Source organism: Streptomyces sp. ISL-11 (genome assembly GCF_018614525.1).
Taxonomy (GTDB): Bacteria; Actinomycetota; Actinomycetes; order Streptomycetales; family Streptomycetaceae; genus Streptomyces.
Window position 1 is genome coordinate 26,074 of the sequence record NZ_JAGGOL010000070.1, and the last position, 23,483, is coordinate 49,556.

Annotated in this window: 18 protein-coding genes and 4 pseudogenes; 15 read left to right on the forward strand and 7 right to left on the reverse strand. The window is 66.9% G+C overall.

Features of this window, described 5'->3' with window-relative positions:
* Window positions 1-195: 195 nt before the first annotated feature.
* Window positions 196-1,527 (reverse strand): AarF/ABC1/UbiB kinase family protein, encoded by a 1,332-nt coding sequence (locus J7E86_RS15485; protein WP_215082255.1) that lies wholly within the window; start codon window positions 1,525-1,527, stop codon window positions 196-198.
* Window positions 1,528-2,241: 714 nt separating this feature from the next.
* On the opposite strand from J7E86_RS15485, the gene J7E86_RS15490 reads away from it, so the two are divergent.
* The 7 genes from J7E86_RS15490 (at window position 2,242) to J7E86_RS15520 (ending at window position 9,410) form a co-directional block, all read left to right on the forward strand.
* Window positions 2,242-2,616, forward strand: coding sequence for a hypothetical protein (locus J7E86_RS15490; RefSeq protein WP_215082256.1), 375 nt, complete (start codon window positions 2,242-2,244; stop codon window positions 2,614-2,616).
* Window positions 2,617-3,538: 922 nt separating this feature from the next.
* A complete protein-coding gene (locus J7E86_RS32045) occupies window positions 3,539-4,441 on the forward strand; it encodes an alpha/beta fold hydrolase (RefSeq protein ID WP_215082257.1) in 903 nt (300 codons plus the stop codon).
* Window positions 4,442-4,651: 210 nt separating this feature from the next.
* Window positions 4,652-5,653, forward strand: a complete 1,002-nt coding sequence (locus J7E86_RS15500; protein WP_215082258.1) for a beta-ketoacyl-ACP synthase III — start codon at window positions 4,652-4,654, stop codon at window positions 5,651-5,653.
* 35 nt (window positions 5,654-5,688) lie between these two features.
* Entirely contained in the window at window positions 5,689-5,943 is a 255-nt protein-coding gene (locus J7E86_RS15505) for an acyl carrier protein (RefSeq protein WP_215082259.1), read from the forward strand.
* A complete protein-coding gene (locus J7E86_RS15510; RefSeq protein WP_215082260.1) occupies window positions 5,940-7,187 on the forward strand; it encodes a beta-ketoacyl synthase in 1,248 nt (415 codons plus the stop codon). The genes J7E86_RS15505 and J7E86_RS15510 overlap by 4 nt, the downstream gene beginning before the upstream one ends.
* Before the next feature lie 188 nt (window positions 7,188-7,375).
* Window positions 7,376-8,647: a wax ester/triacylglycerol synthase domain-containing protein gene (locus J7E86_RS15515; protein ID WP_215082261.1), complete on the forward strand. Its 1,272-nt coding sequence runs from the start codon at window positions 7,376-7,378 to the stop codon at window positions 8,645-8,647.
* A gap of 550 nt (window positions 8,648-9,197) precedes the next feature.
* Window positions 9,198-9,410 carry a DUF5988 family protein gene (locus J7E86_RS15520; protein ID WP_215082262.1) on the forward strand — a complete coding sequence of 71 codons (213 nt, stop codon included), beginning with the start codon at window positions 9,198-9,200 and terminating at the stop codon, window positions 9,408-9,410.
* A 46-nt stretch (window positions 9,411-9,456) separates the two neighbouring features.
* Here the strand turns inward: J7E86_RS15520 and J7E86_RS15525 are convergent, their stop codons facing one another.
* Window positions 9,457-9,807 carry a transposase gene (locus J7E86_RS15525; protein WP_215082263.1) on the reverse strand — a complete coding sequence of 117 codons (351 nt, stop codon included), beginning with the start codon at window positions 9,805-9,807 and terminating at the stop codon, window positions 9,457-9,459.
* A gap of 80 nt (window positions 9,808-9,887) precedes the next feature.
* Between J7E86_RS15525 and J7E86_RS15530 the strand changes: the two are divergent.
* A pseudogene (locus J7E86_RS15530) lies at window positions 9,888-10,579 on the forward strand (transposase); the annotation flags it as partial.
* Between the two features lie 20 nt (window positions 10,580-10,599).
* Here J7E86_RS15530 and J7E86_RS15535 read toward each other — a convergent pair.
* A pseudogene (locus tag J7E86_RS15535) lies at window positions 10,600-10,830 on the reverse strand (IS110 family transposase); the annotation flags it as partial.
* A gap of 209 nt (window positions 10,831-11,039) precedes the next feature.
* On the opposite strand from J7E86_RS15535, the gene J7E86_RS15540 reads away from it, so the two are divergent.
* From J7E86_RS15540 to J7E86_RS15550, 3 genes are all read left to right on the forward strand, one after another.
* Window positions 11,040-11,705 carry a hypothetical protein gene (locus J7E86_RS15540; protein WP_215082264.1) on the forward strand — a complete coding sequence of 222 codons (666 nt, stop codon included), beginning with the start codon at window positions 11,040-11,042 and terminating at the stop codon, window positions 11,703-11,705.
* A gap of 626 nt (window positions 11,706-12,331) precedes the next feature.
* A complete protein-coding gene (locus J7E86_RS15545) occupies window positions 12,332-12,751 on the forward strand; it encodes a hypothetical protein (RefSeq protein WP_215082265.1) in 420 nt (139 codons plus the stop codon).
* Between the two features lie 162 nt (window positions 12,752-12,913).
* Window positions 12,914-15,562, forward strand: a complete 2,649-nt coding sequence (locus J7E86_RS15550) for a hypothetical protein (protein ID WP_215082266.1) — start codon at window positions 12,914-12,916, stop codon at window positions 15,560-15,562.
* 52 nt (window positions 15,563-15,614) lie between these two features.
* On the opposite strand, the gene J7E86_RS15555 is transcribed toward J7E86_RS15550, so the two are convergent.
* Entirely contained in the window at window positions 15,615-15,854 is a 240-nt protein-coding gene (locus J7E86_RS15555) for a hypothetical protein (RefSeq protein ID WP_374223803.1), read from the reverse strand.
* Between the two features lie 45 nt (window positions 15,855-15,899).
* On the opposite strand from J7E86_RS15555, the gene J7E86_RS15560 reads away from it, so the two are divergent.
* The gene (locus J7E86_RS15560) at window positions 15,900-16,169 is read left to right on the forward strand and encodes a hypothetical protein (RefSeq protein ID WP_215082332.1); all 270 of its coding nucleotides are present in this window, start codon (window positions 15,900-15,902) and stop codon (window positions 16,167-16,169) included.
* 247 nt (window positions 16,170-16,416) lie between these two features.
* Here the strand turns inward: J7E86_RS15560 and J7E86_RS15565 are convergent, their stop codons facing one another.
* Together J7E86_RS15565 and J7E86_RS15570 are read right to left on the reverse strand one after the other, a co-directional pair.
* Window positions 16,417-17,433: a hypothetical protein gene (locus J7E86_RS15565; RefSeq protein WP_215082267.1), complete on the reverse strand. Its 1,017-nt coding sequence runs from the start codon at window positions 17,431-17,433 to the stop codon at window positions 16,417-16,419.
* 840 nt (window positions 17,434-18,273) lie between these two features.
* Complete coding sequence (locus tag J7E86_RS15570) at window positions 18,274-19,389, reverse strand: hypothetical protein (RefSeq protein WP_215082268.1); 1,116 nt, start codon at window positions 19,387-19,389, stop codon at window positions 18,274-18,276.
* Between the two features lie 114 nt (window positions 19,390-19,503).
* Between J7E86_RS15570 and J7E86_RS15575 the strand changes: the two are divergent.
* Both J7E86_RS15575 and J7E86_RS15580 read left to right on the forward strand, forming a co-directional pair.
* Window positions 19,504-19,808, forward strand: a pseudogene (locus J7E86_RS15575) (transposase family protein); the annotation flags it as partial.
* Between the two features lie 386 nt (window positions 19,809-20,194).
* Window positions 20,195-20,980: pseudogene (locus J7E86_RS15580) on the forward strand (peptide-N4-asparagine amidase); the annotation flags it as partial.
* A gap of 103 nt (window positions 20,981-21,083) precedes the next feature.
* On the opposite strand, the gene J7E86_RS15585 reads toward J7E86_RS15580, so the two are convergent.
* Window positions 21,084-21,524 (reverse strand): MarR family winged helix-turn-helix transcriptional regulator, encoded by a 441-nt coding sequence (locus tag J7E86_RS15585; protein WP_215082270.1) that lies wholly within the window; start codon window positions 21,522-21,524, stop codon window positions 21,084-21,086.
* A 123-nt stretch (window positions 21,525-21,647) separates the two neighbouring features.
* On the opposite strand from J7E86_RS15585, the gene J7E86_RS15590 reads away from it, so the two are divergent.
* Window positions 21,648-23,465, forward strand: a complete 1,818-nt coding sequence (locus J7E86_RS15590; protein WP_215082271.1) for an ABC transporter ATP-binding protein — start codon at window positions 21,648-21,650, stop codon at window positions 23,463-23,465.
* Window positions 23,466-23,483: the final 18 nt, after the last annotated feature.

The following is a 23,483-nucleotide window of genomic DNA, read 5'->3' on the forward strand; positions in this document are numbered from 1 at the left end:
GCGCCAGAAGGCTTCGGTGTTCGACCCCCCGCTCATTCCGACGACCGTTATGGCCTGGCCGGAAGGAAGATCGGCTGAATCCGTCAAACTGCTCATGATGTCCTCCTGGAGGGTCCGCTCATATCCTTGGGCGGGCGGCTGCCTGCCCTTTGAGACCCGGATCGAGGCACCTCTTGGCTGGTCGGTTACCTGGCATCAGCGCCTCCGCTCTCTGAGTGCGTGGTAGACGAGGGCGGCTACGGCGAGCAGGAGCAGACGAGGTGACTCGTCGGAACGCGCGCCGGGAATCCTGGATCGTTGGTGCAGCGCGGTGATATGGATGCCCAGTTTCTGGTTGGCCAGATCTCTAAGGATTTGCCGGCTGTCCGTGGGGGCCGTGCCGGCACTGATGATGAGGTCCAGAGCAGCGCGAGCGGCCTGCCCTTCTGACAGAGCACCTAGGGCAAAGTGGCGAAGAATGCCGCTGAGTTCTCGCGTGAATACTTCCGTCACAGCTATCTCGGGCGCCAGATAGCGGATGGAACCGTCAATGTTGGCGAATGACTTCCCGAGAATGGAAACCATGGGGCTGGTCTGTATTCCGCGTTTCGTACTCGACTTCAAGGCCTCGGTCAAGATGGTGCCGAAGTTCAGTTCCCCTAGGGTGGCCTTAGCGATCTTCGGCACGAGTATCGAAATGTCTGTGACGAATCCGGTGAGATTGGCCCATGCGGTGGGGTTTCCCATCTCTATCCAGGCTTTCGCAGCTCCAAGGCCGTCGTTTTCGGCGATGCAGATGAGGATGAGCGCGAGGGACATGCTCATACCGCGATCAACGCGTCCGACCATCCCCCAATCGATAATCGTGGCACCCTCGTCAGGGTCGATGAAGATATTGCCTGGATGAGGGTCGGCATGAAAGAAGTTCTCGACAAAATAACCACGGTACATGAATGCCAGCAGGTCCTGGCCGATGGCGATGCGGTCAGTGTCCTTGAAGTCATCCAGGTCCACGTCACGAATGCTCTTGCCCGGGGCAGGTGTCTGGATCAGTACTCGTCGGGTAGCGTCCACGGCGTAGGGAACGGACAGGCGATCGAAAGTGCTGGCCATAGGTCGGGCGGCATCCATGTTATGGGCCTCGACTTGAAAGTCCAGTTCAGGGCGCATGGCGTCGAAGATCACGGAGAGCATGGTTTCGATTCCAATGGTGGCGTCGAAACGTGGAGCGCCTTTGGCGATTATGCGTGCGGATCTGCGCATCATGCGCATGTCGTCGTCCATGACCGCCTGGATGCCAGGGCGTTGTATTTTCACGACCACCGTTTCACCCGTAGTGAGGCCGGCTCGGTACGTCTGCGCCAGCGATGCTGTCCCGAGTGGGTTCTGTGTGTCGATGAAGGAGAAACGGTTGCGCCAGGAACGCCCGAATTCTTCCTCGAGCACGGTCTCCATATCGCTGAATGGAAGGACGAGGGCCTGGTCGTGAAGCTTTTCCAGTTCGCTGATGACCGTCGCGGAAACGAGGTCCGGGCGGGTGGAGAGCATCTGGCCCACCTTGGTATAGAGGGGGCCTAAGCGCTCGAAGGCTTCCCTCAGTGCCACAGCGCGCCGTTGCTCAGACGTGAGAATCGGCGCCCCTGGGTCGGGGGCGGTCCGGGGCCGGTGGCGGCCGATTGCTTCCCGCGCCATGAGTCCTCCGGCCACCCGGGCCAGGAGGCGTGCGCGGGCGGCGCTCACCGGAGCAGCCGTGATGCGGGCAGACCGGCGTGGGGGGCCGCACGTCCGCCCAGCTGCCGGTAGGGGTGAGGCATGCCTTGTCGCGAGGAGAGTGGTAGCGGGTTGTCACCCTCGAGCGGCTGGCGTGCTGAGCAACGCACCGGTATGTCTCCTCTTCGGCCAGATAGGTGCATGACTACTGATCGGCGGCCGGTTGCGGGGCCAAAGAGGCGGCCAACGAGTACAGGGCCGCCGTTACCCGGAGCCAGGCTGCTGGCTGGCCAGGGAGGACACGGGCGACACTGAGCCTGGACCGTGCCTCCCCCTGCGCCACCGATGCGCTGAGGCAACGCCAAGTGATTTTGGAATGCGGCCCACCTGACATCCAACATCCAATTGTGCCCCGCTACGTCTGGTGAGAGCTAGCGGCCACTGCGCACCGGCCCCTGGCCAGCCGCTCAGCTCACGACTCTAGGTTTCTTTCTTGCTCCGAGGCTTGTGTGGCCCGTCGTCGTCACTGTGCCCGTCTCCGCAGTGGCAGCGGTGGCGCTCTTCGCAGCCGCACCGGCGATCCTCGTGGTGGCACGGCTCACGGTGGCACTCTTCGCAGCCGCACCGGCGGTCCTCGTGGTGGCGCCGCTCCCGATGGCGGAACCGGCAGTCATCGCACCGGCACCGGTCAGGGTGATCATGCCGGCAGCGGTCTTTGCGGCAGCCACAGTCGTCCCAACGGTCACCGCAGGAGATTTCATCCATTTCGCGCCTCCACTCTCGGGGCGCGTCGTAGACGCGGTTCATGACTTGTTCAACTACGCCCTGGGTGACGTCGAAGAACTCGTCGATTACCCGACTCATTCCAGTGGATCGTTGCACAGGAACTTCCTCCTGTCAGATGTCGTGGAGGGTATTGGTTTCTGAGTCACGCTAAATACATGAACGCGTGACTCAGAAACCAGCGATTGGGGCAGGCGGCTACGGCCGCTGGTTGCCCGGTTGGGTTCACGGCCCACTCGTGAAACGTGGCCGGTCACAACTCTTTCCTTCTGCGTTGCTGTTGCCGAGATCATCGAGCTTAGCGACCTAATAGATCTTGTTGCTGCCGTATCGAGTTCACATCACACAATGGAGCCACCCGTATTGACATGTCAAGTGGGCGACCTCAAAATCCAATCTAGACGAGCGGATAGCCCGTTCAAGGTCAAAACGCCCTGGGCCGTCGTTAGCCAAACAGGAGGAGGCGGATGCATCGGCTGCCACATTGTGCAACAACAACCTCAACAAGTGATTCTAACGTGAATCGCACATCGAAGCGAATATCGCTCCTATGTGCGCATGGAAGCATTCAAGCGATCTTAGGAGGAGATGGCCGCGCGTATCGTTCCACGTCGGCCCGCACGCGACCCGGTTGGATTTCTTCCCGGCGAGAGTGTCCCGGTCCCATCCCGCCGCCGCCTCATGACTATAATGACACTTTTTCGCCCGAGTGTTCTTCCCGGCCACGTTCATGCTGGTGTGCTGAGTGCTGGTACCTCGAAGGAGCTCTCCGTGACCGAAAAGACACACCGTGCAATTCGGCGCTTATCGGCAGTATTTCAAAAAGTACTCTTCTGGCCGCCGCAACTGGCGACTTCCGTGTCTGTCGATTATTCCGGCCGCGCCGCCAAATGCTAATAGACTTCGTCAGCAGTGCTGAACCTATCCTCATCCCGGCAAGCGTGTATCGGTGCTCTCCGCGGCGAACGAGGCGATGGCAGCCATTGCTTTGGCGGCCCGCAATTATGCATTGCTATTAGCGCCGCCCCAATTTATCAACTTTCCCTAGAGGGAATGGAGGAGAGGTATGAGTGGAACGCAACATTCTCGCCAACCTGCTGTAAGGAAACACTGGCTGCACGTGCAGGGGGTACGAACACACTATCTTGAGGCCGGTCAGGGGCCAGCGACCCTGCTGGTACACGGCGATGGCGGCGCAGCCGACGGCTGGCTGGGGGTCATGCGAGGACTCGCTGGTACCCGCCGTGTCATCGCAGTAGAGCTACCCGGCTACGGCTTGACTCAGCCGATTGGGTGCCTCGAGCCTGCAGTGACCGCAAATTTCCTGTGGAAATTCGCGAAAGCAGTGGGTTTACGCCGCCCCACCGTCGTAGGTCACTCTCTAGGGGGAGCCATCGCTGTGCACATGGCCCTCCAACACCCCGACCGTGTCCCCGAGCTGGTGCTGGTCAGCTCTGTGGGAATGGGCCGAGCCATCAACCCGGTCCAGATACTTCAAGCGGCTACTCCCTTGGGAGAGCTGTCCTTGTTCGCATCCAGACTGCCTTTCGGCCCGCAGCTCCTTACCGCCTGGGCAGCAGCAGAAGGCAGCTGGAATCCAAGGCGGCTCCCTGCCTCGTGGTGGCGGGCCCAGACAAAAGCAGCCTCCTCACACCGGGCCTTGAACACAGCGCTGCGCGCAGGCCGCATCGTCACCGGCCCCTTGGGACAAAGGCACCCTCTGCTTGATCAGTTGCACAAACTGCCGATGCCCACCCTGGTGGTATGGGGAGCAGAGGACCAGCTGCTGCCCTCCTGGCAAGCCAAGGCCGCGCTCCGCCACCTGCGCCACGGGCACCTGGCGGTCTTCCCCAGGTGCGGGCACCTTGTGCCGATTGAAGCAGCGGGCCGGCTGCTCAAAGCTCTGCGCTCGTTCCTTGCGCACGCCGAAGCAGAGCGGACACGACACTGCCGCACCGTCTCGAGATAACTCCCTCGTTGAGCAGTGTGACAGCAGTGCCCCTTTCATCAGCAGTTTGCAGGCGTCAAATGCCGGCTGATAAGCCCATCTGCCCTGGGTCACACCACAACTCGAAAGCACCTTGGTCCCAATCCAGGGTCGAAAGGACTCACTGATGGCATCTCCTCAGGGGGCGCCCGGTGTTAACTACAAGCGTCAGAGCAGGCGTCGGAGGGCACGGTGAAACGTACGGCCGTTGTCCGTGGACTCGGCTCCTGGCTACCACCGCGGTTGGTGACCAACCACGACCTGGCACAACAGCTCGACACGTCCGACGACTGGATCCGCAGCCGGACCGGTATCGGCGCACGTCACGTCATCACGCCGGGGGTGGCCACCTCGGACCTCGCCGTGCAGGCTGGCGCCAGAGCGCTGAAGTCGGCGGCCATAAAGGGGGTGGACGCCGTCGTGCTGGCCACGACGACACCGGACTACCTGTGCCCGGCGACGGCGCCGCTGGTCAGCGCCAGGCTTGGGCTGGGCAACGTACCGGCGTTCGACGTCGCGGCGGTGTGTACTGGTTTTCTGTACGCACTGGCCACAGCAGCCGGCCTGATCTCCTCTGAGGTGGCCGACTGCGTCCTGGTGATCGGCGCGGACACTTTTTCCACCGTTCTCGACCCACAGGACCGCTCAACGCGAGCCATCTTCGGTGACGGCGCGGGAGCGGTCGTCCTCGCCTCCGGCACCGCCGACGAGATAGGTGCACTCGGCCCCGTGCGCCTGGCGAGCGACGGAGCAGCCGCCAAATTGATCTACATCCCGTCGGGAGGCTCTCGAGACCCATTTCGCACGCCCACCGCCCGGCAGGCTGACCCGTTCTTCCGCATGGAAGGAAGGGCGGTCTTCCGCCAAGCCGTAGAGCACATGACCAGCTCGTGCATAGCGGCGTTGCACGATATTGGCTGGACGGTTGACGATGTCGATCTCCTCGTTGCACATCAGGCCAATCTGCGGATTATGCATGCGGTCACAGATCGGTTGGGAGTTCCTCGGTGCCGGTGCGCGGTGCACCTTGACAGAGTCGGCAACACTGCCGCTGCCTCCATCCCGCTGGCACTGGACAACGCGACCAGGAGCGGATTGCTGCTTCCCGGTCACCGGGTGCTGATGACCGCGTTCGGCGGCGGATTGACGTGGGGCGCCTGCACCATGCGCTGGCCCGACATCGAGCCGGGATGACCACCCCTACAACGAGATTCAGGGAGACATATCCTATGAGCGACACCTACCAGCGTCTGGCCAGCCTGCTAGTGAAGCACTGTGGGCTGGAAGCAGACGAGGTCACCCCTGACGCAACATTCCGCTCATTGGAGGTGGACTCCCTTGCCCTGGTCGAACTCAGCCTGGCAGCAGAGCAGGAATTCGCAACTCAGATCGGCGAAGATGATCTGGACCTGGATGGGACAGTAGCGGACGCCGCCGCAGTCATCACAGCAAAGATTGCCCAAGGCTCCGGGACACAGGCATGACGTTCGACAACCAGACGCCCTTCCACGCCGCGATTACCGGCATCGGAATGGTGAGCGCGGCGGGAATTGGTGTCACGCAGGCATGGGAGCGAATCCGGCTGGGCGAGAGCACAGCAGCCGACACGGTCCCCGAGCTAGCCGGCACCCGGGCTGACTTCGGCTGCGTGGTCCCCCGCTTCAACCCGGCCCAGCTGATCGGGCGACGGAAAGCCTGGCGTCTGGACCGCAGCAGTCAATTCGCTCTAGTCGCCGCGGCCGAGGCACTCATCGACTGCGGGTTGGACACCACAACATGGGATGCGGCGCGGGTCGGTGTAGTCCTTGGCTGCGGTATCGGCGGCGCAGCGACTTGGGAGAAGCAACACCATATCCTCCTTGAGGACGGCTTCGAACGAGTTTCCCCGATGCTCATCCCGATGCTCGCGGTCAACATGAGTGCGGGGTACATCGCTATGGAAACGGGCGCCCGCGGCCCTAACTTCGTCGTGGCGACCGCATGCGCGGCTGGTACATCAGCTATCGGTCAAGCCCGCGAACTGCTGCGCAACCGCGTCTGTGACGTGGTCATCACCGGAGGTACAGAAGCGTGCCTGATCCCATCGATCGTCTCCGGGTTCAGCCAAATGGGAGCTCTCTCGCGACGGCGGGCCGACCCGGGCGCCGCTTCCCGCCCCTTCGACACCGACCGGGACGGCTTCGTGCCCGCTGAAGGCGCCGCCATTTTGATCCTGGAGAACGTGGCGGACGCGCAAGCCCGCCACACATCTGTCTATGCCCGTGTCAGCGGCTACGGTGCCTCCGCCGATGCCTACCACGCCACTGCGCCCGACCCTGAAGGTTTCGGGGCGGAACTGGCAATACGGGCAGCTTTGCGAGACGCTGGCCTGTCAGCTGATGATGTGACACATGTGAACGCGCACGGGACGTCGACTCCGCTGAACGATCTCGCCGAAGCACGAGTGATCCGACGCGTTCTGGGTGTCAAGCCAGCTGTCACCTCCGTCAAAGGGGTGATCGGACATGCTTTGGGCGCTGCCGGTGCCATCGAAGCGGCAGCAACCGCGTTGTCCATCCAACACCAACAGATCCCCGCCACCGCCAACCTGGAGACGCTCGATCCGGCCATCGAACTGGACGTGGTGACCAGGGCGCCCCGCAAAGCCAAGATCGACGTAGCGATCAGCAACTCGTTCGGCTTCGGCGGGCAAAACGCTGTCCTGGCCTTTACAGCGGCCGGGAGTTGAAGCGATTTTCGGGAGCACGGTGCCCCGCGTTTCTTCAAATGGCGCACGCTGGCTCACTGTGCTCCAGGCCCAGTTGTCCGGCACGCTGCCCCTGCCACGACCTTGGCCCCGGGCCCCGGGCCCCGCAGTGAAAGCCGGCCGAGCCGCTTCCACAATCCAGGAGCGATCGAACATCTGGAGGTTAAGACATGGGTGAAGTTTCTGACCTTGGCCAGAAAATCGCAATGGATCGGTTGGATCAGGTCCTGTGGAAGCTGCAACGTCACGCCTTTCATCACGCCGTAATCGGAGTCGTCGCCTATCTCGAAGGCGGCGTGGAGGCCGAGCAATTGCGCGAATGGCACCACCGTCTCGTGACGGACTGCCCGCGCTTGGCCTGCCGCGTCGGGGGGAGCGATCGCAACCCTGTGTGGGAGCATGACCCCCACTTCGCGGTCGAGCGCCAGATGAGCCGCATCTCCCTTCCGCCCGATGCGGACTCGTCCCAGCTCTTACGCCTTGTGCACCACCTCCTATACGCACCCTTTGCTCTCGAGACCCCGCCCTGGCACGGCTACCTCATCGAGGACGCAGGCGGTCGAACCGTGTATTTCCTAAAGATCTCCCATGCGCTGGCTGACGGGCTACGTGTGGTAGATCTGCTCCGTCGCCGTCGGCCCCCCGTCGATGGCGAGTGCATGGCCCCGGCAAAGCGTGATCTATCCGCCAGGGCTCATGGCTTGCGGCGAGCTCCTATGTGGTATCGGCTCGTGGCCGATCTGAGTGCCGCAGGACGTCACCGCCAGCTCCCCAATATCAGCGCCGCTCGAGAATTCGAGTTCTTCACCGTCCCACTAATCAAGATCAAACAGGCTGCGAAGGCGGCCGGACAGGTGAGCGTCAATGACGTGTTCTTGTGCGGGGTCGCCCGCGGACTGGCTCGCTACCGCGAGGAGTACGAAGAGGAAACTCCCCGCCAGCTGACAGTCATGTCTCTCGTTGGCCGCTTCCGCATCCCGACACGCCACACCGGTAATGCCATCAACTTTGCGAGCGTTCGCCTCCCGACTCCCCACGCCGATGTGAAGACAGCTCTACAAGAAACACGGAAAGCCATCGTCAGCGCTGGCGGCACCCGACCGGTCGATGTGGCTGGGCTCGCTGCCGCGCTGTCACCTCATGTGCCCAGCGGGTTAATCGCCAGAGGTCTCAAATACGCTGCCCGCCGACACGACGTCATGGTCACCAACGTGCCAGCAGGGCAAGCCCCCTTCTCCATCGCCGACAGCCGGGTCACCACTGTCTTCGGTATCCCCCCGCTGATGGGTACAGGAATGATCACAGCGATGGTCACCTATCAGGGCACCTGCCACTTCACAGTCCATATGGATCCCGCCGCCATATCCCACCCCCAGGGGCTCTGCCAGTGCATACGCGCTGCGCTCGACGACGTCGTCGACATCGCGCAGCCGCATCAATGAAGCCGCGGGACTATCACGAACTGCGCTCTGCTCCTTGGTCGGTGGTGACGCGCGCTGGCCCCCTTGGGCGGCGCTCCCGACGACGGGCGCCACGCACTCCTACAGGGCCTCGTCATCCAGCACGCCGCGCCAGTACGACCCATCTGGCAGCGCCGAGGCATCAGACGGCCGCGGCCACCCCCAACTCACCCGGCCCAACCCCGCCCTCCCCGGGGGCGGCCCCTGGCTGCTGCTCACCACCGCCCTCTCCACCGAAGCAGTGCTCGCCCAACTCGGCCGGGCGCTCGAAGCGTTTGGGCGAACGCTGCGCCGTCTTTGGCTCTGCCGCCCTCATCCGCCGCCTCACTGGAGCTGCACACATGGTGGCCGTCTTCCCTCCCCCAACCAACCCAAGCCAGCGCAGGCCGCCTGCACTCGGCACACCACCGGCGGGCATGACACGCCTCACCGGCCGCCTGCTGACCTGCCCGCCCAGCTCGGGGCCGCTAGAAAGCACCGCCGCCATCGCTGTGACCAGCAAGCACCCAGCCACAGCAGAAGGGATGAAAAAATGTGTCAACTCCCCAACGCCCTCCTGGTCGAAGGCCCGGACGAAATCCCTGCGGCCGAGCGGCTTCGCCGCCTCGACCCACCCGGCGACAAAGTGACCCTTACCTGGTACGGAGGCCGCGAACACTTCGTTGCCACCGGCGAAACCACCGAACACGACGGCCACTGCCTCGCTGTCTACCGCTGGGCATACCGCACCCGCATCGCCGAGTAACAACCTCCTACCGGTAGGCTCTGTCGGGGATCTTGTGAGCTCGGTGTCATCCGTTGGTCGTTCGCCAGGGCTGCCGACGGGGGATTCCGCGCTGATCCAGGTAGCTCTGGAGGGTTGTCGGAGGGCGTGGAGGTCGCGGTTCTCGCGGAGGTGTCTGGCTGCTGCGGCGTTCGATGTTGATGGCGATGGCGATGGCGGTCAGGACATGCTGGACATGAGCTTTGGCGCGGTGCCGATAGCGAGTTCGGCGCATCCCGTAGCCCCGGGCGAACTCGCAGATGGTGCCCTCGACACCGGCGCGTGCTGCGTAGCGTTCGCGCCAGGCCGGGCTTTGGCCCTCGGCGCGTGTGCGGTTCTGCAGGTCGAAGGGTTCCTTCGGCGGGAACCCGATGGACACGGGTGTTGCTTCGGGTGCACTGGGCGCGTGCGGCGGATTCAACTGGTCGTCGCAACACTCCTGTGAGCTGGAGGCTTGCGGTGGGTGTGGGGAGTCGGCAGCGGGCCGCACGGGAGTATCGCGGGCAGATGCCCTCGCCGGGTCGACCGAGCGTCGCGTGGCGTAAGGACCGGGTCCGGTTCTGGCAGGCGATCGCGCGGGGGCTGAGCTCGGTGGACGCGGCGGCCGCGAGCGGGGTCTCCCCGGCCGTGGGGTCGCGATGGTTTTGTCATGCTGGCGGGGTGAATCCGTGCCTTGCCCCGACCGTGTCGGGCCGCTACTTGTCGTTCGCCGAGCGGGAGGAGATCGCACTGCTGCGTGCCCGGGACATCGGTGTCCGTGCGATCGCGCGGAGTCTGGGGCGTTCGCCCTCGACGATCTCGCGGGAGCTGCGGCGCAACGCGTCCACCCGGACCTATCACCTGGAGTACCGGGCCTCGCTGGCGCAGTGGCACGCCGAGCGGCGCGCGCAGAGGCCGAAGACGGCGAAGCTGGTGGCCAATGAGCGCCTGCACGACTACGTACAGGACCGGCTGGCCGGGACCGTCGTCCACGCGATGGACGGTCAGATCGTCGAGGGACCACAAGTGCCGCCGTGGAAGGGCCGGAACAAGCCGCGGCGGCAGGACCGCCTCTGGGCGACGGCGTGGAGCCCGGAGCAGATATGCAGCGGCTCAAGGTGGACTTCCCCGATGATGAGTCCATGCGCATCTCCCCGGAGGCGATCTACCAGACACCTCACGAATCTAAGAGTCAAGCCGCGGCGGCCATCGTGGCGGGGAACGCCGTCTGCTCTTCGAACATCTCGTGCTCCCGCAGGCAGCGGTAGAGCTGACCGAGCATCCGGTTGAAGAGATTGCGCAGGGCGGCCGCGTGCCAGTCTCCGTGGACGTCGCGTCGACGTCGGTAGTGGGCCTTGGCTCCGGGTGATCCGTTGGGGGCCGCGAAGGCCCAGAGGTAGCCGGCGTGGTTGAGGCGGTCGTTCGCCCTCAGGGGTGACAGCGCTAGCACTGAGTGCGGCCCGCCCGGTCGAGGCACATGCCGATCGTCGGCGCGATCGCTCCGGGATCCTCTGGCCTCGCAGTCCCGATCCGGCAGCCGAGAGCTGATTCGCATCCTCCTGACGCGGTAACAGAGGCGTCTGTGGTGGGTAGCATCCGCCTCCAACAGTGCGACGTGGAAAGTGAGATGCCATGCCCGAACAGACGCACCAGCCGGACACCACCAGCCTCGCGGATCAGTACGGTCAGAAACTGGCGGCCGACCTGGAACTCAACGAGCGCGAGCAGAAGCGCATCTCCACCGAGGCAGAAGCGCTTCAGGCACTCCTCGTGACGCTGCGCGCGGATCACGCGCTGCTACAGGGCATGCAGGAGACGCTGGCGGCCAGGGTGTCCACATCGGCGGCAGTCAGCGCCTCCGAACAAGAGGTGGTCATCTCGAAGGATCGGACAGCGGTGGCGGTGCCCCGGGCCCGGCACGACGTCGCCAAGGGAGGCAGGACCGCGAAGACTGAGCGAGTCGGAAAGACCAAGGCGCCGAGGCGGGCGACGCCAGCCCCCAAGGAAGCAGGCACCGTGCAAGCGCCGCTGCACGCTGTGGTGACCGAGTGCCTGGAGAAGCAGAGCGAGCCGCGCTCGGTTTCCGCGATCACCTCCAGTGTTGCCGCAACGCATCCGGAACGGGAGGTGAAGCCGACACTTGTACGCGCCGCTTTGGAGCTTCTCGTCTCGCGGGGGAAAGCCGAGCGCACCAAGCAGAAGCGGTCCGTGTTCTATTCACAGGGACAGCCGACTGCCGCGGGAGAGGCCACTGAGAACACCGCTGAGGTGCCTGGCGACGTGACCGTGACGCCCTGATTCGTTGCTGACGGTCGCATGGAGCCAGATGGGCAACATCCGGTTGTTCGAGTGATGAGAGCCGGCACGCCTTTTCGGGGGGCACGCCAAGCCTCTGGGTAGACCGTGCGGACGGTTCTCACGCTCGTGGTGATGACGGTCGCCTGGGCGCCGAACGGAGGCCCCGTGGCATCCCGACCTTGATGTATCGGTAGAGCGGCGCTGTTCGGCGTCTTCATGGCTGCCACAACGTACTGCTCCCGCCCGCACGTTGTCGGGGCCGAGGGCGTCGTCGCCGGTGGGCAGGTAGTACTCGTAGAACAGGGTCTAGCCGTAGCGGGCGTGCTGGGCGATGCGCTGGTTGCGCTGTCGGGCACCGGCGACACCGATCGGCTTGCACCCCGTCCGGCGGCTGGGGCCGGTCAGGGAGTCTAAGCTTGGCGTTTATGTAGCTCGGCTGTTCGTGACGCCCTCTGCGATGGTTGGTTTGTCTTGTTTGCCGACGGGGTGCTCGCGCGCACGGTGTCTGTTCTTCGAGCCTGTTGGTCGGCCGGGGCCTGCGGTGCTGACTTTCGGTGCGCTGGCCGGCTGAGGGGTTTTCCCATGGAGGCGGCGAATGGGGACCCCTCAACAACACCCTGCCGAACATGGGCCGTTTCTACGACGACACCCTCGCCTCACTCGCCCGCTACACCTCCGGCTGGGCCGGCTACACCTGGTGCTACGGCGGCGGCTACTGCGCCCTGGACGCCGAAGGCCGCTTCCGAACGAACAAGGAGCGCACGGCCCGCCCGTACGCCCCCGCCGTCGCCGGCACCGTCACGGCCGACGCCTACGACCCGGCCGCCACCGCCTACCGCCTGACCTATACGCCGCACCCGGCGGGCACCACCGAACTGTCCCTGCCGCCCGCCCCGCGCGGCTGGCACATCGACGTGACCGGACAGGCCCGGACCAGGACCCGTGACATACCGCCGGGGGAGCGCGCCACGGTGCGCGTGCACGGCGCGCCGCGCGACGGTGCGCCGGTCTTCGTGGTGGTCACGGCAGGGCGCGAAACGGAGTGAGCCGGTGCGGTGGCGCCGCGCCCGGGGCCTGAGGATGATGGACGGCTCGGGGCGAACGCCCCACCAATCGACGTAGTCGTACCAACGTCATTGCCTACGTCGGCGTACATCGGTGCTCAAGGACTGTGGCGGCCCGGCGACGGGCCGTTCGGGGGTGAAGCCATGTCCTTTTCGATCCCACCTCTCCCCTCGGCAGGGGATTTCGTCAACGCGCTCGAAGAACTCGTGCTCGTGCCACCAGGGCGCCGCGGGCCCTCCGCCAGGATCGTCCTCGTGCAGCAGGGCCGGGGCGACGAGGCCGAGCGGATCGCGGAGGGCGAGTGCCTGCGGCTGCGGGTCCGCGGCCGCGCACTCGTCCCGTACGCCCGCATCCAGGAGTCCCGGCCGCGCGGCGACGGGCAGCGGACACCGGACGTCTTCGAGCAGATCGAGGTCGGCCTGCGCGACAACCTGCCCGGCGGCTTCGGCCGGCTGCGGCTGCCGCGCTACCGGCTCATGCGCGCCTTCGCGGCCGCCTCCTCCACGGAGGATCAGGCGGCCGTGCGGGCCCGGGAATTGCGCGACCAGTGCTACGCCGAGCGCCGCAAGGACTCCCGCATCCTCAAGGCGCTGCACGCGATCAGCGGTGCGGGCGAGCCGCCTGCGAACGTGGTGGCCTGGATGTGGCACTGGTTCCGCCACCCTCTGTTCGGCGTGCTGCCTCGCCGGTTGTACGGACTCCGGGCGGGGCGCCGCATGATGCGCAAGGGCGGCTGGTTCCGGAGCTGGGCGCGGGTCCCGTCGGGCCGCGGGGACTTCTTCCGCCACCACGACGCGGTCGTCACGGAGCGGGAGGACGCGCTGCTGTGCGCGCTGCTCGACGACCTGGAGGCGGCGGCGCGAGGCCCCAGGCTCTCACCCTGGACCAGGCGCCGGCGCAGCCGCTTCGTCCTCGTCTTCCCACGCGAGGGCGAACCCGGTTCGGTCACCGAAAGCGTGGTGCGCGGTTTCCCGCAGGCCGTCGAGCAGACCGGCAGCACCGCCGTCGTCCTGCTGGCGGTCGGCCCCGCCGGACCGGACACCCCGCAGAGCCTCGCCATGGCGACGACCACGATCGACTCCTGGACGCGGAGCCCCGGCCGGGGGCGGGGCCGGTCGGTCGTCATCGGGGTGGAGCCGCTGGCCGGGCGGCCTGACCAGGAGGCCCAGGGCTGGCTGCTCGGCCATCCGGAGATCCAACCCCGCCGGGTCCACTCCGATCTGGCACCGCGGGCGGAGGCGTTCGTGATGGCGGTGGCCGGGGTCACGGTGCTGTCGCTGCTGGGCTACCAGGGCGTGCGGCGGCTCGTCGACCCGAGCAGCGACCGGTGCCTCGGCGCCACGGTGGCCACGACGGAGCCGGCCGATCCGGGCCGGATTCCCGGGCAGAGCCCCAAGGAGCTGTACGCGCGGGCGCGGGCGGCCGTCGACGAGCAGAACAAGCAGGCCGAAACAGCCGCCAAGCGGGCCGGCACGGTGATACGGACGGTCGTCTACCTCGGCATCCCGGTGACCGTCGACAACTGGAAGGACAGCCTGTACAGCGGTGCCATCCCCGCGCTGCGCGGGATCGCCCTCGCACAGGAACAGCTCAACAGCGAGGCGGCCAACGACGTGCACCACAAGGTGTGGCTCCGGGTGCGGGTCCTCGACGCGGGCCCGCGCTTCTCGAACGCCCCGAAAGTGGCCGGGGAACTCGTGCGGGAGATGGCGGAGCTCAAGGGCGAGCAGCAGATCATGGGTGTGGTCGGCCTCGGGCAGAGCCGCGCCGACTCCCTGGCCGCCCGGGACATCCTCGGGGACGGCGGACTGCCCATGATCGGCACCACGGCGACCGCGCTGGAGATGCAGCAGCACGGCATGTACCGGCAGGTGGCGCCCGACAACCGGCGCGAGGCCCGGATCGCCGCCGACTTCGCCCGGCGCGGCAACATCGTGGAGACGTCGGCCCGGACATGCGCTCCGGCCCGCGCGGCGATCGTGGTCGCGGACCCCACGGACAGCTACAGCGCAAACTTGAGCGAGCTGTTCACATCGGAGTTCGAGGGCGCGCGGACGATCCGGTACACCGCGGAGCCCAGCCGGGAGCCCGTCCCGGCCGCGTCGGGCGACCGGGTCGAGTCGGCGAGCACGCTGGACGAGGTGGCGAACAGGGTCTGCGAGCGCATACAGGAAAATCCGCGCACGGTGCTGTACTGGGCGGCACGGCCGACCGAATTCAGCGCGTTCCTGAATGCGTTCGACGCCGGCACGCAGTGCGATGGACGGTTGACGGTGCTCGGCGGCAACGACATCACCAACGCGGTCGTCGACGCGCAGCGCCCCAGCGACTCTCACCCCCGGGTGCGGCTGTACTACGCGGCGCACGCGCTGCCCAAGAGCCATTCGCCCAATGTCATGGGCGACCGCTTCCGTGATCAGTATCGCGAGGCCTACGGCGCGGACGATCTATGGGGCAACGACGGCCACGCCCCGCTTGCCTGGGACGCGCTGCGGCTGCTGGGCTCCGCCGTCAACTCGGCTCGCCAGCAGGCGGGTTCGGCGCCGTTCGGGCTGGGAACGGTGCAGCAGTCCCTGGTGCAGGGCGTCGGCGGCCCGGACGGCAAGCGCGGCGCCACCGGGGTGCTGGCCTTCGACCGTAACGGCAAAGTCCCGGTGAACAAGCGGCTGTTGATGCTGCACGACACCGCGGCGGGCCCGGAGGTGGCGCTGGAGTGCGGGTTCCGGGCCAGCCAGGACGAGCGGACGTCATGGGGGCCGGGCGGCGCGTTCCCCTGTGTGCGGGACAAGTAGGACCTTTACTGTCGGCGAGCACCGGCCCGTACGCGTACGGGCCGGTGCCGGTTCATTCCCCGGGCCGGGGCTCCGGCCTCAGCACCGCATCGATGCGGGCGGCCGCCTCGGCCAGGTGCCGGCGGGCCGAGGCGAGCTGGTCCGGGGTCACGCCGTGGTCGCGGGCCGCGTCGCGGACGTCGTCGCGAAAGCGGTCGAGCAGCCGGTCGAGGTCACGGGCGGGGTCCTTGCCCGTCGGCCAGTCGCCGCGCCGCATGTGCTCGCGGACCTGCGCCTCCACCCGCTCCTTCACCCGCCGCACCTCCTCGCGGGTGCGGTCCTGGGCCTGCTGGGCCTGGTGGCGGTCCGTCCCCTCAGTCTGCCGCCGCTGACGCTGCTGGCCTGCACCGACGTCGCGCCCTACAGCCATGAGCCACTGTTCGCCCCGCTCCTTGAAGCCGTCACCATCAACGGGCAGCCGGTCTCATGGGAGAGCCGGCTGCGCATCGCCCTGGAACACAGCCTCGCCAGCGGCGAGATGCGCCCCTACGCCCACCGCCACTGGGGGAGCTGGAATATCTGCACCGTGCAGGGCATCGCCCCGCAGAAGGACCACCGGCAACCGTAGCCCGTCCCAGCTCAGCACGGTGGTCCTCGCCCGCAGGATCCAGTCAGCCGGCGCATGCCGGGCACCGGCCAGCCTGCGGACCTTCCCCTCCTCGACCGCATCCGGCGCCGGACGGGCCAACAACGGCTTCGGCACGGCAACTCGCCTCCGAGAAGCCCAACTCAGCACCCCACACCCTGCACCTACCCCGCCAAAGAGGAATCGAGCACTAATCGCTCCGCGCGGCAGCGTCACGGCGAGGCAGAACTCATGGCGTGCGTGCGGCCGTTCCCTCGGTACGGATGTGGGTCAGCAGGGCCTTGACCGCACTCTGAAGCTGGCGTCCGTCATCGCTGTCCCTCACCTGCGGGATGGCCAGAGCGAGTGCGACGCTGACGAGGAGGAGGTCAAGCGGCCGGCCGCCGTGCCGTTTGGGCAGCTTCGGCTGGAGGGCCCGCGTGAGGGAGGTACCGAGGTCGGCTCCGCCCAGGTCGACGGATTCGGCGATCGAAACGTCCTCCTGATAGGGCCCCTTGTACCAGGGCTGTCCCTGGTTCTTCCGTTCCTGGTCGTGGTACTTGGCGACGCGGTGCAGGAGCCTGCGGGCGTCGTAGGAGGGGGCTGCGGTGGTGAGGATGAGGCGCTTGAGGAGGTTCCGCCCCCAGTCATTACCGGGGAATTCGGTGCGCTCGGGGTGGGTAATCATGGCGTCACCGCATGGGCAGTGGACGGTGATCGGGTCGTCCCAGGCTCCTCGGACGATCAGGTTCTCGGTGTTGCCGCACGTCGGGCATGGCAGTAGCTCAAGGCCGGTCTCGTCGACGTAGGACTCGACGTTGCCCCAGAGGTCGTTGGCCACTTCTTGGTTGCGGGCGGCAGCCTCTGCGTCCCAGCGTTCGATGACGATCCGATCGACGGCGATCTGCCACTGGTGATCGGTCGGGTAGTCCCCGGGCGGCCCTTGGATCGGTTCGGGTTCGCGGTATCCCTGCTTGATCTGGGCGGAGAAGTCGTGGTTGAGGTAGGTGCGGCGGCCCAGAGTCTCGCGCCGGTACATGGTGACGGGGCCGAGACCGGTGGGGCTGAGGGTGAGGGTGCCGTCCATGTCGAGGTCGCGTTCGGCGCGGGTGAGGCGCGCGTGACCGTCAGCGGCCCAGCCCTCGGCTTCCTGGCCGAGGAGGATGTCGGGGCGGATGCTGTTGATGTTCGCGGCGAGGTGCGGCCACCGGTCCTCGATCGTGCCGTGGGTGTGCTTCCAGCCGCCTCGGCCGAAGTTTTGCGACATGACCGTGATGCGCACCCGGGCCCCCCTCGTCGTGGTGGCCGCCACGGTAGTCGTTCGAAGCCGTCTTCGAGGGCGCATCCCCAGCGGAGCTGGTGATCACGGCTGGATGCGGACGGTGTAGGCGGGGCTATGGGGGCCGGAAACCCAGCCGCCCCGTTCTATTGGGGAGCGGGGCGGGTGGCGAGCGCAGCCAGCACTTGGGTTGATGTCTTCACCGTACGTGCCTCCACTGACAATCGGTGGTCTGCCGGGCTCGCGACCGTTCATGAGCCCGGCAGATGTAGGCTCGCATTTCGGGTGCCCTTTTCTCATTGACGATGGCCTCTGTCCGGCCCAAGGGACAGCACCGCGAGACGAACTTCTTGTCCCGTCGCATTCCAGTTGGCAGATTCGCGGTCTTCGTGGAGGTAAAGCCGCAGCACCTGCTGTCCCGGCCGAAAGTGGCCTTCGCGCTCGGCTGGGCCCGCGAGGTTGTCCTGTCGCGCGGCTGGGATTTCCAGGTGCGGGGTGCCGCGGGGCGCGATCGCCAACGCACCCGACGGACAGAGCCACTGTGGGCCTTCCCACTTCGCTTGATGCGACGTGCTCCTTGGCTGCGACACGGCTGTCACTGGGAAGGCCACACTGGTGGTGCTGCAGCGGGCATGACCTGGGGCGGTGCCTGCTGTGCGGCCACGCGAGGACTTCGAGTGCCAGGGGCCGCCGTGAGCCAGGCCCGGGGCGTGGCCGGGGTGACCAGCCGGGTGCTGGCCACCTGGGTCCTGGGCTGGTCCGCGGGGTGGCGGGCCTTCCGCCGCCGCTGAGCCGGGCGCTGGGGCGGCGAGGGACCACCCCGGTCTCCTACGCCTTCCTCCGCAGCTCGGCGGTGTGGTCGATCATCGACTGAAGCGTCGTCGCCGTGCCCAGGGAACCGAGTTCCTCGGCGCCGGCGGGCCGCAGGTCGTAGACCGCCACGCCGGCGGGGACCATCTTCATGCGGGTCAAGTCGGCGACGTGGCGGGCGCCCATCGTCGCATAGCGGACGTTGCCCTGGCGGAATGCGATGGAGAGGTTGGCCGCCAGGTGGGCGTTCCGCCAGTCGGTGAACAGCCTGGTCAGAGTGCTCGCGGTACGTTGGGTCGGCTGCTTGAGGGCCACGCGCGCCTGTAAGCCCAGCCTGACGTCGTTGACCGCGCGGACCGACAGCGCATCGACCACCGCCGAGCAGAACTCGCGCAGGGCGGGGATGCGGGGGTCGCCGTCGGCGAGGTGGTCGCCGAGGTGCGCGCCGACAGGGATGCCGGTGATGAAGTCCTCCAGCTCGTCCAGATGCCCCGACGCCACCTTCCTGACCCCGTCCTCCCACTCCACGACCGAGTTCGGGATGCCCTTGATGTCCACCGACTGGCGGCTGGCGACGATGTCCTTGGCATAGCCCCACGCCATGGTTAGCGCGTAGCGGGCGACGACACCGAAGTAGTTGCCGGTCCGCAGCGCCGAGAGCGAGGCCGGGGCCTTGAGCAGGTCGCCGAGTACGGGCAGCGGTGTGCCGATCTTCGGGAAGACGGACTCGGCTCCGAACTTGTGCACCTCGCTCGGGTCCACGGTCAGTCCGATGGCTTCGAGGTATCCGGCGATCTCCCGGGTGTAGGCGGTGCGCAGCTCGGAGCCGTCGGCGAGGTTCTCGGCGATCAGCGACTCGTCGATGAAGGTGGTGATGCCGAGCTGCTGGGCGAGGTACCTGAACGAAATGTGGTTGTGCTGCTCGGCGATGAGGTTCATGGCGGTGGACCGGAAGCGCACCCAGGTGCCGTCGATAGGGAGGGTCCCGATGTGGTCGGTGGTCCCCTGGGTGTGTTGTTTGAGCTCGTCCTCGCTGAGGTAGTCGCGCACCACCTCGTCCTCCGCCCACGAGGCGGCTTCCGGGATGGTGGCCACGTCGTGGACGGTCTTGCGCACTCCATTGATCCAGATCATCGAGCTGTTTCCAATCTGCCGTGTCTGCACGCGGGTTGGACGGCCTGATGGAACGACGTAGCTCCTGGTAGTCAATGTCACGACCAAGATCCACCGCACTGCCAGGAACTCCATGTGCTTGTGTACCCGTCGGCGATCGACCTGTCGAGCCATTCCCTGTGGTACCTGACCGGGCAAATTGCCGCACGACGCCGGGAGATCGGCACACGCTGGCGGCGACTGGCGGCCGGCCGTCAGGCCCTGCTCACCCTGACCCACCTGCCGTGCGGCGACACCTACGCCTAGCTCGCCGCCGGGTTCGGCATCGGGGTCGCCACCGTCTTCCCTTACATACGAGAGGCCGTCGGCCTTCTGGCCGCCCTCGCTCCCACCTGGCCGAGGCGATGAAGACGGCCCAGATGAAGGCATATCTGATCCTGCCACCTGCTGCAGACCCTCGCGAACCACTCGCGCTGAGCGGCCGACGCAGGTCAGGAGGTGCGCGCCTCAAGCATTCCGAATGCCTGCAGGTGAGATGGCAATCCGCAAGGGACAAGATCGTGAGACAGACACGCTGTGGCCCGCGAACGAGATGACGAGTACTTCCAGGTCAGCACGCCGGAAGAGGTAATTCCGATTGAGAACCTACAGCAGACGGCCGGCTCGGGAGCTTTCCTGTTCACCCCCTGGCCGGGCGGCCAGGGGGTGAACCCCGCGAGGTTTCTCCCGGTTCCCTTGAGAGGGCATGGCGAGATAGGGGTGCAGTCCGTTCCGGCCTCGTGGTCAGCGAGGTGGCTGCGCTGCCGGGGTGTCCGGCAGGACGAACCTGTGGTACGTCATCCCCGGCCCGCGCGCCTTCGACGTCCGGCCCGTGGAGTACGACCTCACCCCGTTCGCCGGACAGCTGAACGACGGCAAGCCGCACCGCGTCGCGATATCCGTCGCCGGAGTGCCCGAGGGGCAGAGCGGGTGGAGCACACCCACCAATGTGCTGGTCTGGCAGGACGCCAAGGCATCGCAGGTCACCGGCGCCCTCTCCACGCACCAGGTGGGTGACCCGGCCGGTACCACGGCGTACGAGCCCGGCACCGAGCACCGGCTGCGCACCAAGGGCGGGCACTCCCTGACGGTCGCGGGATATGTCGACACCTCGCACGGCCGGGTGACCACGACCGTCTCCCGGAGTGTGGCGAACACCTCCACGCACCGCTGGACGGAGGGTGAGACCACGGACGCGCTCCAGGCCCGCTGGAACGACGACGAGACGATCACCGTGGACGGCCGCGGGCCCGTGGCCACTACTCACGTCCACCGCACGTACACCATGAACGGCGAGACGACGGTCGGTGCGGGCGACCGCCTGCGCACCGTGATGACGATGGGCGACCGGTCGGACAGTGTGACCCTGCGCGCGGGGAAGCGGATCGACTGGTCGCGACTGGACGACACGTACACCGGCGACGCCTCGTACAACCAGAACGTGCCCCGCGAGCAGCGGCACGCCACCGGGGTATCCCGTGAGCGCTACCGCCTCGACGGGCTGGGTACCTGCTACGACCGGATCCTTGCCACGGCTCAGGGGGAGTTGACGGAGGACCGGCAGCGCTGCTGAGCCCCCGGACCGGGTCGGCTCGCGGGCCCGTGCGCGCGAGCCGCCCTCCGCCTTCGACCGTCACGACCGCGCGGTTCCGTCCGGTGGTGCCGGCGCGGCGAGGTCAGCAGCGCTGCTCCGGCCCTCGTATCAGCTCCTCCAGCAGGCCGCCGAGCACGACGCGCTGCTCTGCGGAGAGCGGGGCGAGGATGTCCTCGACCGCGGTCCGCCGCGCCTCCCGCAGCTCCCGCAGGGTGGAGCGGCCCTGGTCGGTGAGCTCGATGCGGATGACCCGGCGGTTGGTGGGGTCGGGCACCCGGCGCACCGCGCCGTTCGTCTCCAGGGCGTCGACCAGCGTGGTGACCGCCCGCGGAACCACTTCCAGGTGCTGGGCGAGGTCGGCCATCCGGGGCGGCTCCTCGTACTGCGCGACGGTCCGCAGCAGCCGGGACTGGGCGGGTGTGATGCCCACGGGGTCCAGATAGAGCTTCTGGGCGCGGTGGAGCCTGCGCGTGAGACGCAGCAGCTGTTCGGCCAGCTGTCCGGATGTGTCGGGGGCGGTCATGATCAGAGATTACCAGGAGGGAGTGCATTGTGAGTATAGGTAACAGTGAGCTATGCTCTTTTCGTTACCGTTCCCTCGCCACTCCCCTCTGTCCACCCTTCGCGATCAGAGAACCAGGAGCCCATGCGTCACGACGAACCGGACTGGACACCACCACCCCCTGACCCTGAGCAACCCGCGCAGGTGCGCCGCATCCTCCGGCTCTTCCGCCCCTATCGCGGCAGGCTCGCCCTTGTCGGGCTGCTCGTCGCCGCCTCCTCGCTCGTCTCGGTGGCCTCACCGTTCATGCTGCGTGAGGTCCTCGACGTCGCCATCCCCCACGGGCGTACGGGACTGCTGAGTCTGCTGGCGCTGGGCATGATCGCCGCCGCGGTGGTGAACAGCGTCTTCGGTGTCCTGCAGACCCTCGTCTCCACCACGGTCGGCCAGCGCGTGATGCACGATCTGCGCACCGCGGTCTACGACCGGCTCCAGCGCATGCCGCTCGCCTTCTTCACCCGGACCCGCACCGGCGAGGTGCAGTCCCGTATCGCCAACGACATCGGCGGCATGCAGGCCACCGTGACTTCCACCGCCACCTCGCTGGTCTCCAACCTCACCAGCGTGATCGCCTCGATCGTCGCCATGCTGGCCCTGGACTGGCGGCTGACCGTCGTCTCGCTGCTCCTGCTGCCGGTGTTCGTGTGGATCAGCCGCCGGGTCGGACGCGAGCGCAAGAGAATCACCTCCCAGCGGCAGAAACAGATGGCCGCCATGTCCGCGATGGTCACCGAATCGCTGTCGGTGAGCGGCATTCTGCTCGGCCGCACCATGGGCCGCTCCGACTCCCTGACCCAGGCGTTCACCCGGGAGTCCGAGCGGCTCGTCGGGCTCGAGGTGCGCTCCAGCATGGCCGGGCGCTGGCGGATGTCCACCATCGGCGTCGTCATGGCCGCCATGCCCGCCGTCATCTACTGGGCGGCCGGGATGGCCCTGCGAGCCGGCGGCCCGGACATCTCGATCGGTACGCTCGTCGCCTTCGTCTCCCTTCAGCAGGGTCTGTTCCGCCCGACGGTGAGCCTGCTTTCCACCGGGGTGCAGATGCAGACGTCGCTCGCCCTCTTCCAGCGCATCTTCGAATACCTCGACCTGCCGGTGGACATCGCCGAGCCGGCCGGACCGGTGCGACTGGACAAGGTGCGCGGAGAGGTGCGCTTCGAGAACGTCACCTTCTCCTACGACCCACCGGGGCCTTCCGGCCCGGTGAGCGCGACGCTCAGCGGCATCGACCTGTCCGTGCCGGCCGGTGGCAGCCTGGCCATCGTCGGGCCGACCGGCTCCGGCAAGAGCACCCTCAGCTATCTCGTACCGCGGCTCTACGACGTCACCGGCGGGCGGGTCCTGCTCGACGGGGTCGACGTCCGGGACCTCGACTTCGACACCCTCGCCCGCGCGGTCGGCGTGGTCTCGCAGGAGACCTACCTCTTCCACGCCTCGGTGGTCGACAACCTCCGCTTCGCCAAGCCGGAAGCGACCGACGAGGAGATCGTCGCGGCGGCGCGCGCGGCACAGATCCACGACCACATCGCCGCCCTGCCCGACGGCTACGACACCCTCGTCGGCGAGCGCGGCTACCGCTTCTCCGGTGGGGAGAAGCAGCGCCTGGCCATCGCCCGCACGATCCTGCGCGACCCACCGGTCCTCATCCTGGACGAGGCGACCAGCGCGCTCGACACCCGCACCGAACACGCCGTGCAGGAAGCCATAGACGCGCTCTCGGCCGGCCGGACGACCATCACCATCGCGCACCGGCTCTCCACCGTCCGCGACGCCGATCAGATCGTCGTCCTCGACAAGGGGCACATAGCCGAGCGCGGCACCCACCAGGAACTCCTCGCGGAGGACGGGCACTATGCCGCGCTCGTGCGGCGCGACGCCCGCCTCACGACAAGCGTGGGATGAGCCGTGAGGCGAGCCCGG

What these genes read in the sequence shown, in the direction of transcription:
- J7E86_RS15485 (WP_215082255.1), bottom strand. Translation starts at nt 1,527, where the DNA reads ATGCTCTCCACCCGCCCGGACCTCGTTTCCGCGACGGTCATCAGCGAA.
- J7E86_RS32045 (WP_215082257.1), top strand. Translation starts at nt 3,539, where the DNA reads ATGAGTGGAACGCAACATTCTCGCCAACCTGCTGTAAGGAAACACTGG.
- J7E86_RS15505 (WP_215082259.1), top strand. Translation starts at nt 5,689, where the DNA reads ATGAGCGACACCTACCAGCGTCTGGCCAGCCTGCTAGTGAAGCACTGT.
- J7E86_RS15510 (WP_215082260.1), top strand. Translation starts at nt 5,940, where the DNA reads ATGACGTTCGACAACCAGACGCCCTTCCACGCCGCGATTACCGGCATC.
- J7E86_RS15515 (WP_215082261.1), top strand. Translation starts at nt 7,376, where the DNA reads ATGGGTGAAGTTTCTGACCTTGGCCAGAAAATCGCAATGGATCGGTTG.
- J7E86_RS15520 (WP_215082262.1), top strand. Translation starts at nt 9,198, where the DNA reads ATGTGTCAACTCCCCAACGCCCTCCTGGTCGAAGGCCCGGACGAAATC.
- J7E86_RS15540 (WP_215082264.1), top strand. Translation starts at nt 11,040, where the DNA reads ATGCCCGAACAGACGCACCAGCCGGACACCACCAGCCTCGCGGATCAG.
- J7E86_RS15545 (WP_215082265.1), top strand. Translation starts at nt 12,332, where the DNA reads ATGGGCCGTTTCTACGACGACACCCTCGCCTCACTCGCCCGCTACACC.
- J7E86_RS15550 (WP_215082266.1), top strand. Translation starts at nt 12,914, where the DNA reads ATGTCCTTTTCGATCCCACCTCTCCCCTCGGCAGGGGATTTCGTCAAC.
- J7E86_RS15565 (WP_215082267.1), bottom strand. Translation starts at nt 17,433, where the DNA reads ATGTCGCAAAACTTCGGCCGAGGCGGCTGGAAGCACACCCACGGCACG.
- J7E86_RS15570 (WP_215082268.1), bottom strand. Translation starts at nt 19,389, where the DNA reads ATGATCTGGATCAATGGAGTGCGCAAGACCGTCCACGACGTGGCCACC.
- J7E86_RS15585 (WP_215082270.1), bottom strand. Translation starts at nt 21,524, where the DNA reads ATGACCGCCCCCGACACATCCGGACAGCTGGCCGAACAGCTGCTGCGT.
- J7E86_RS15590 (WP_215082271.1), top strand. Translation starts at nt 21,648, where the DNA reads ATGCGTCACGACGAACCGGACTGGACACCACCACCCCCTGACCCTGAG.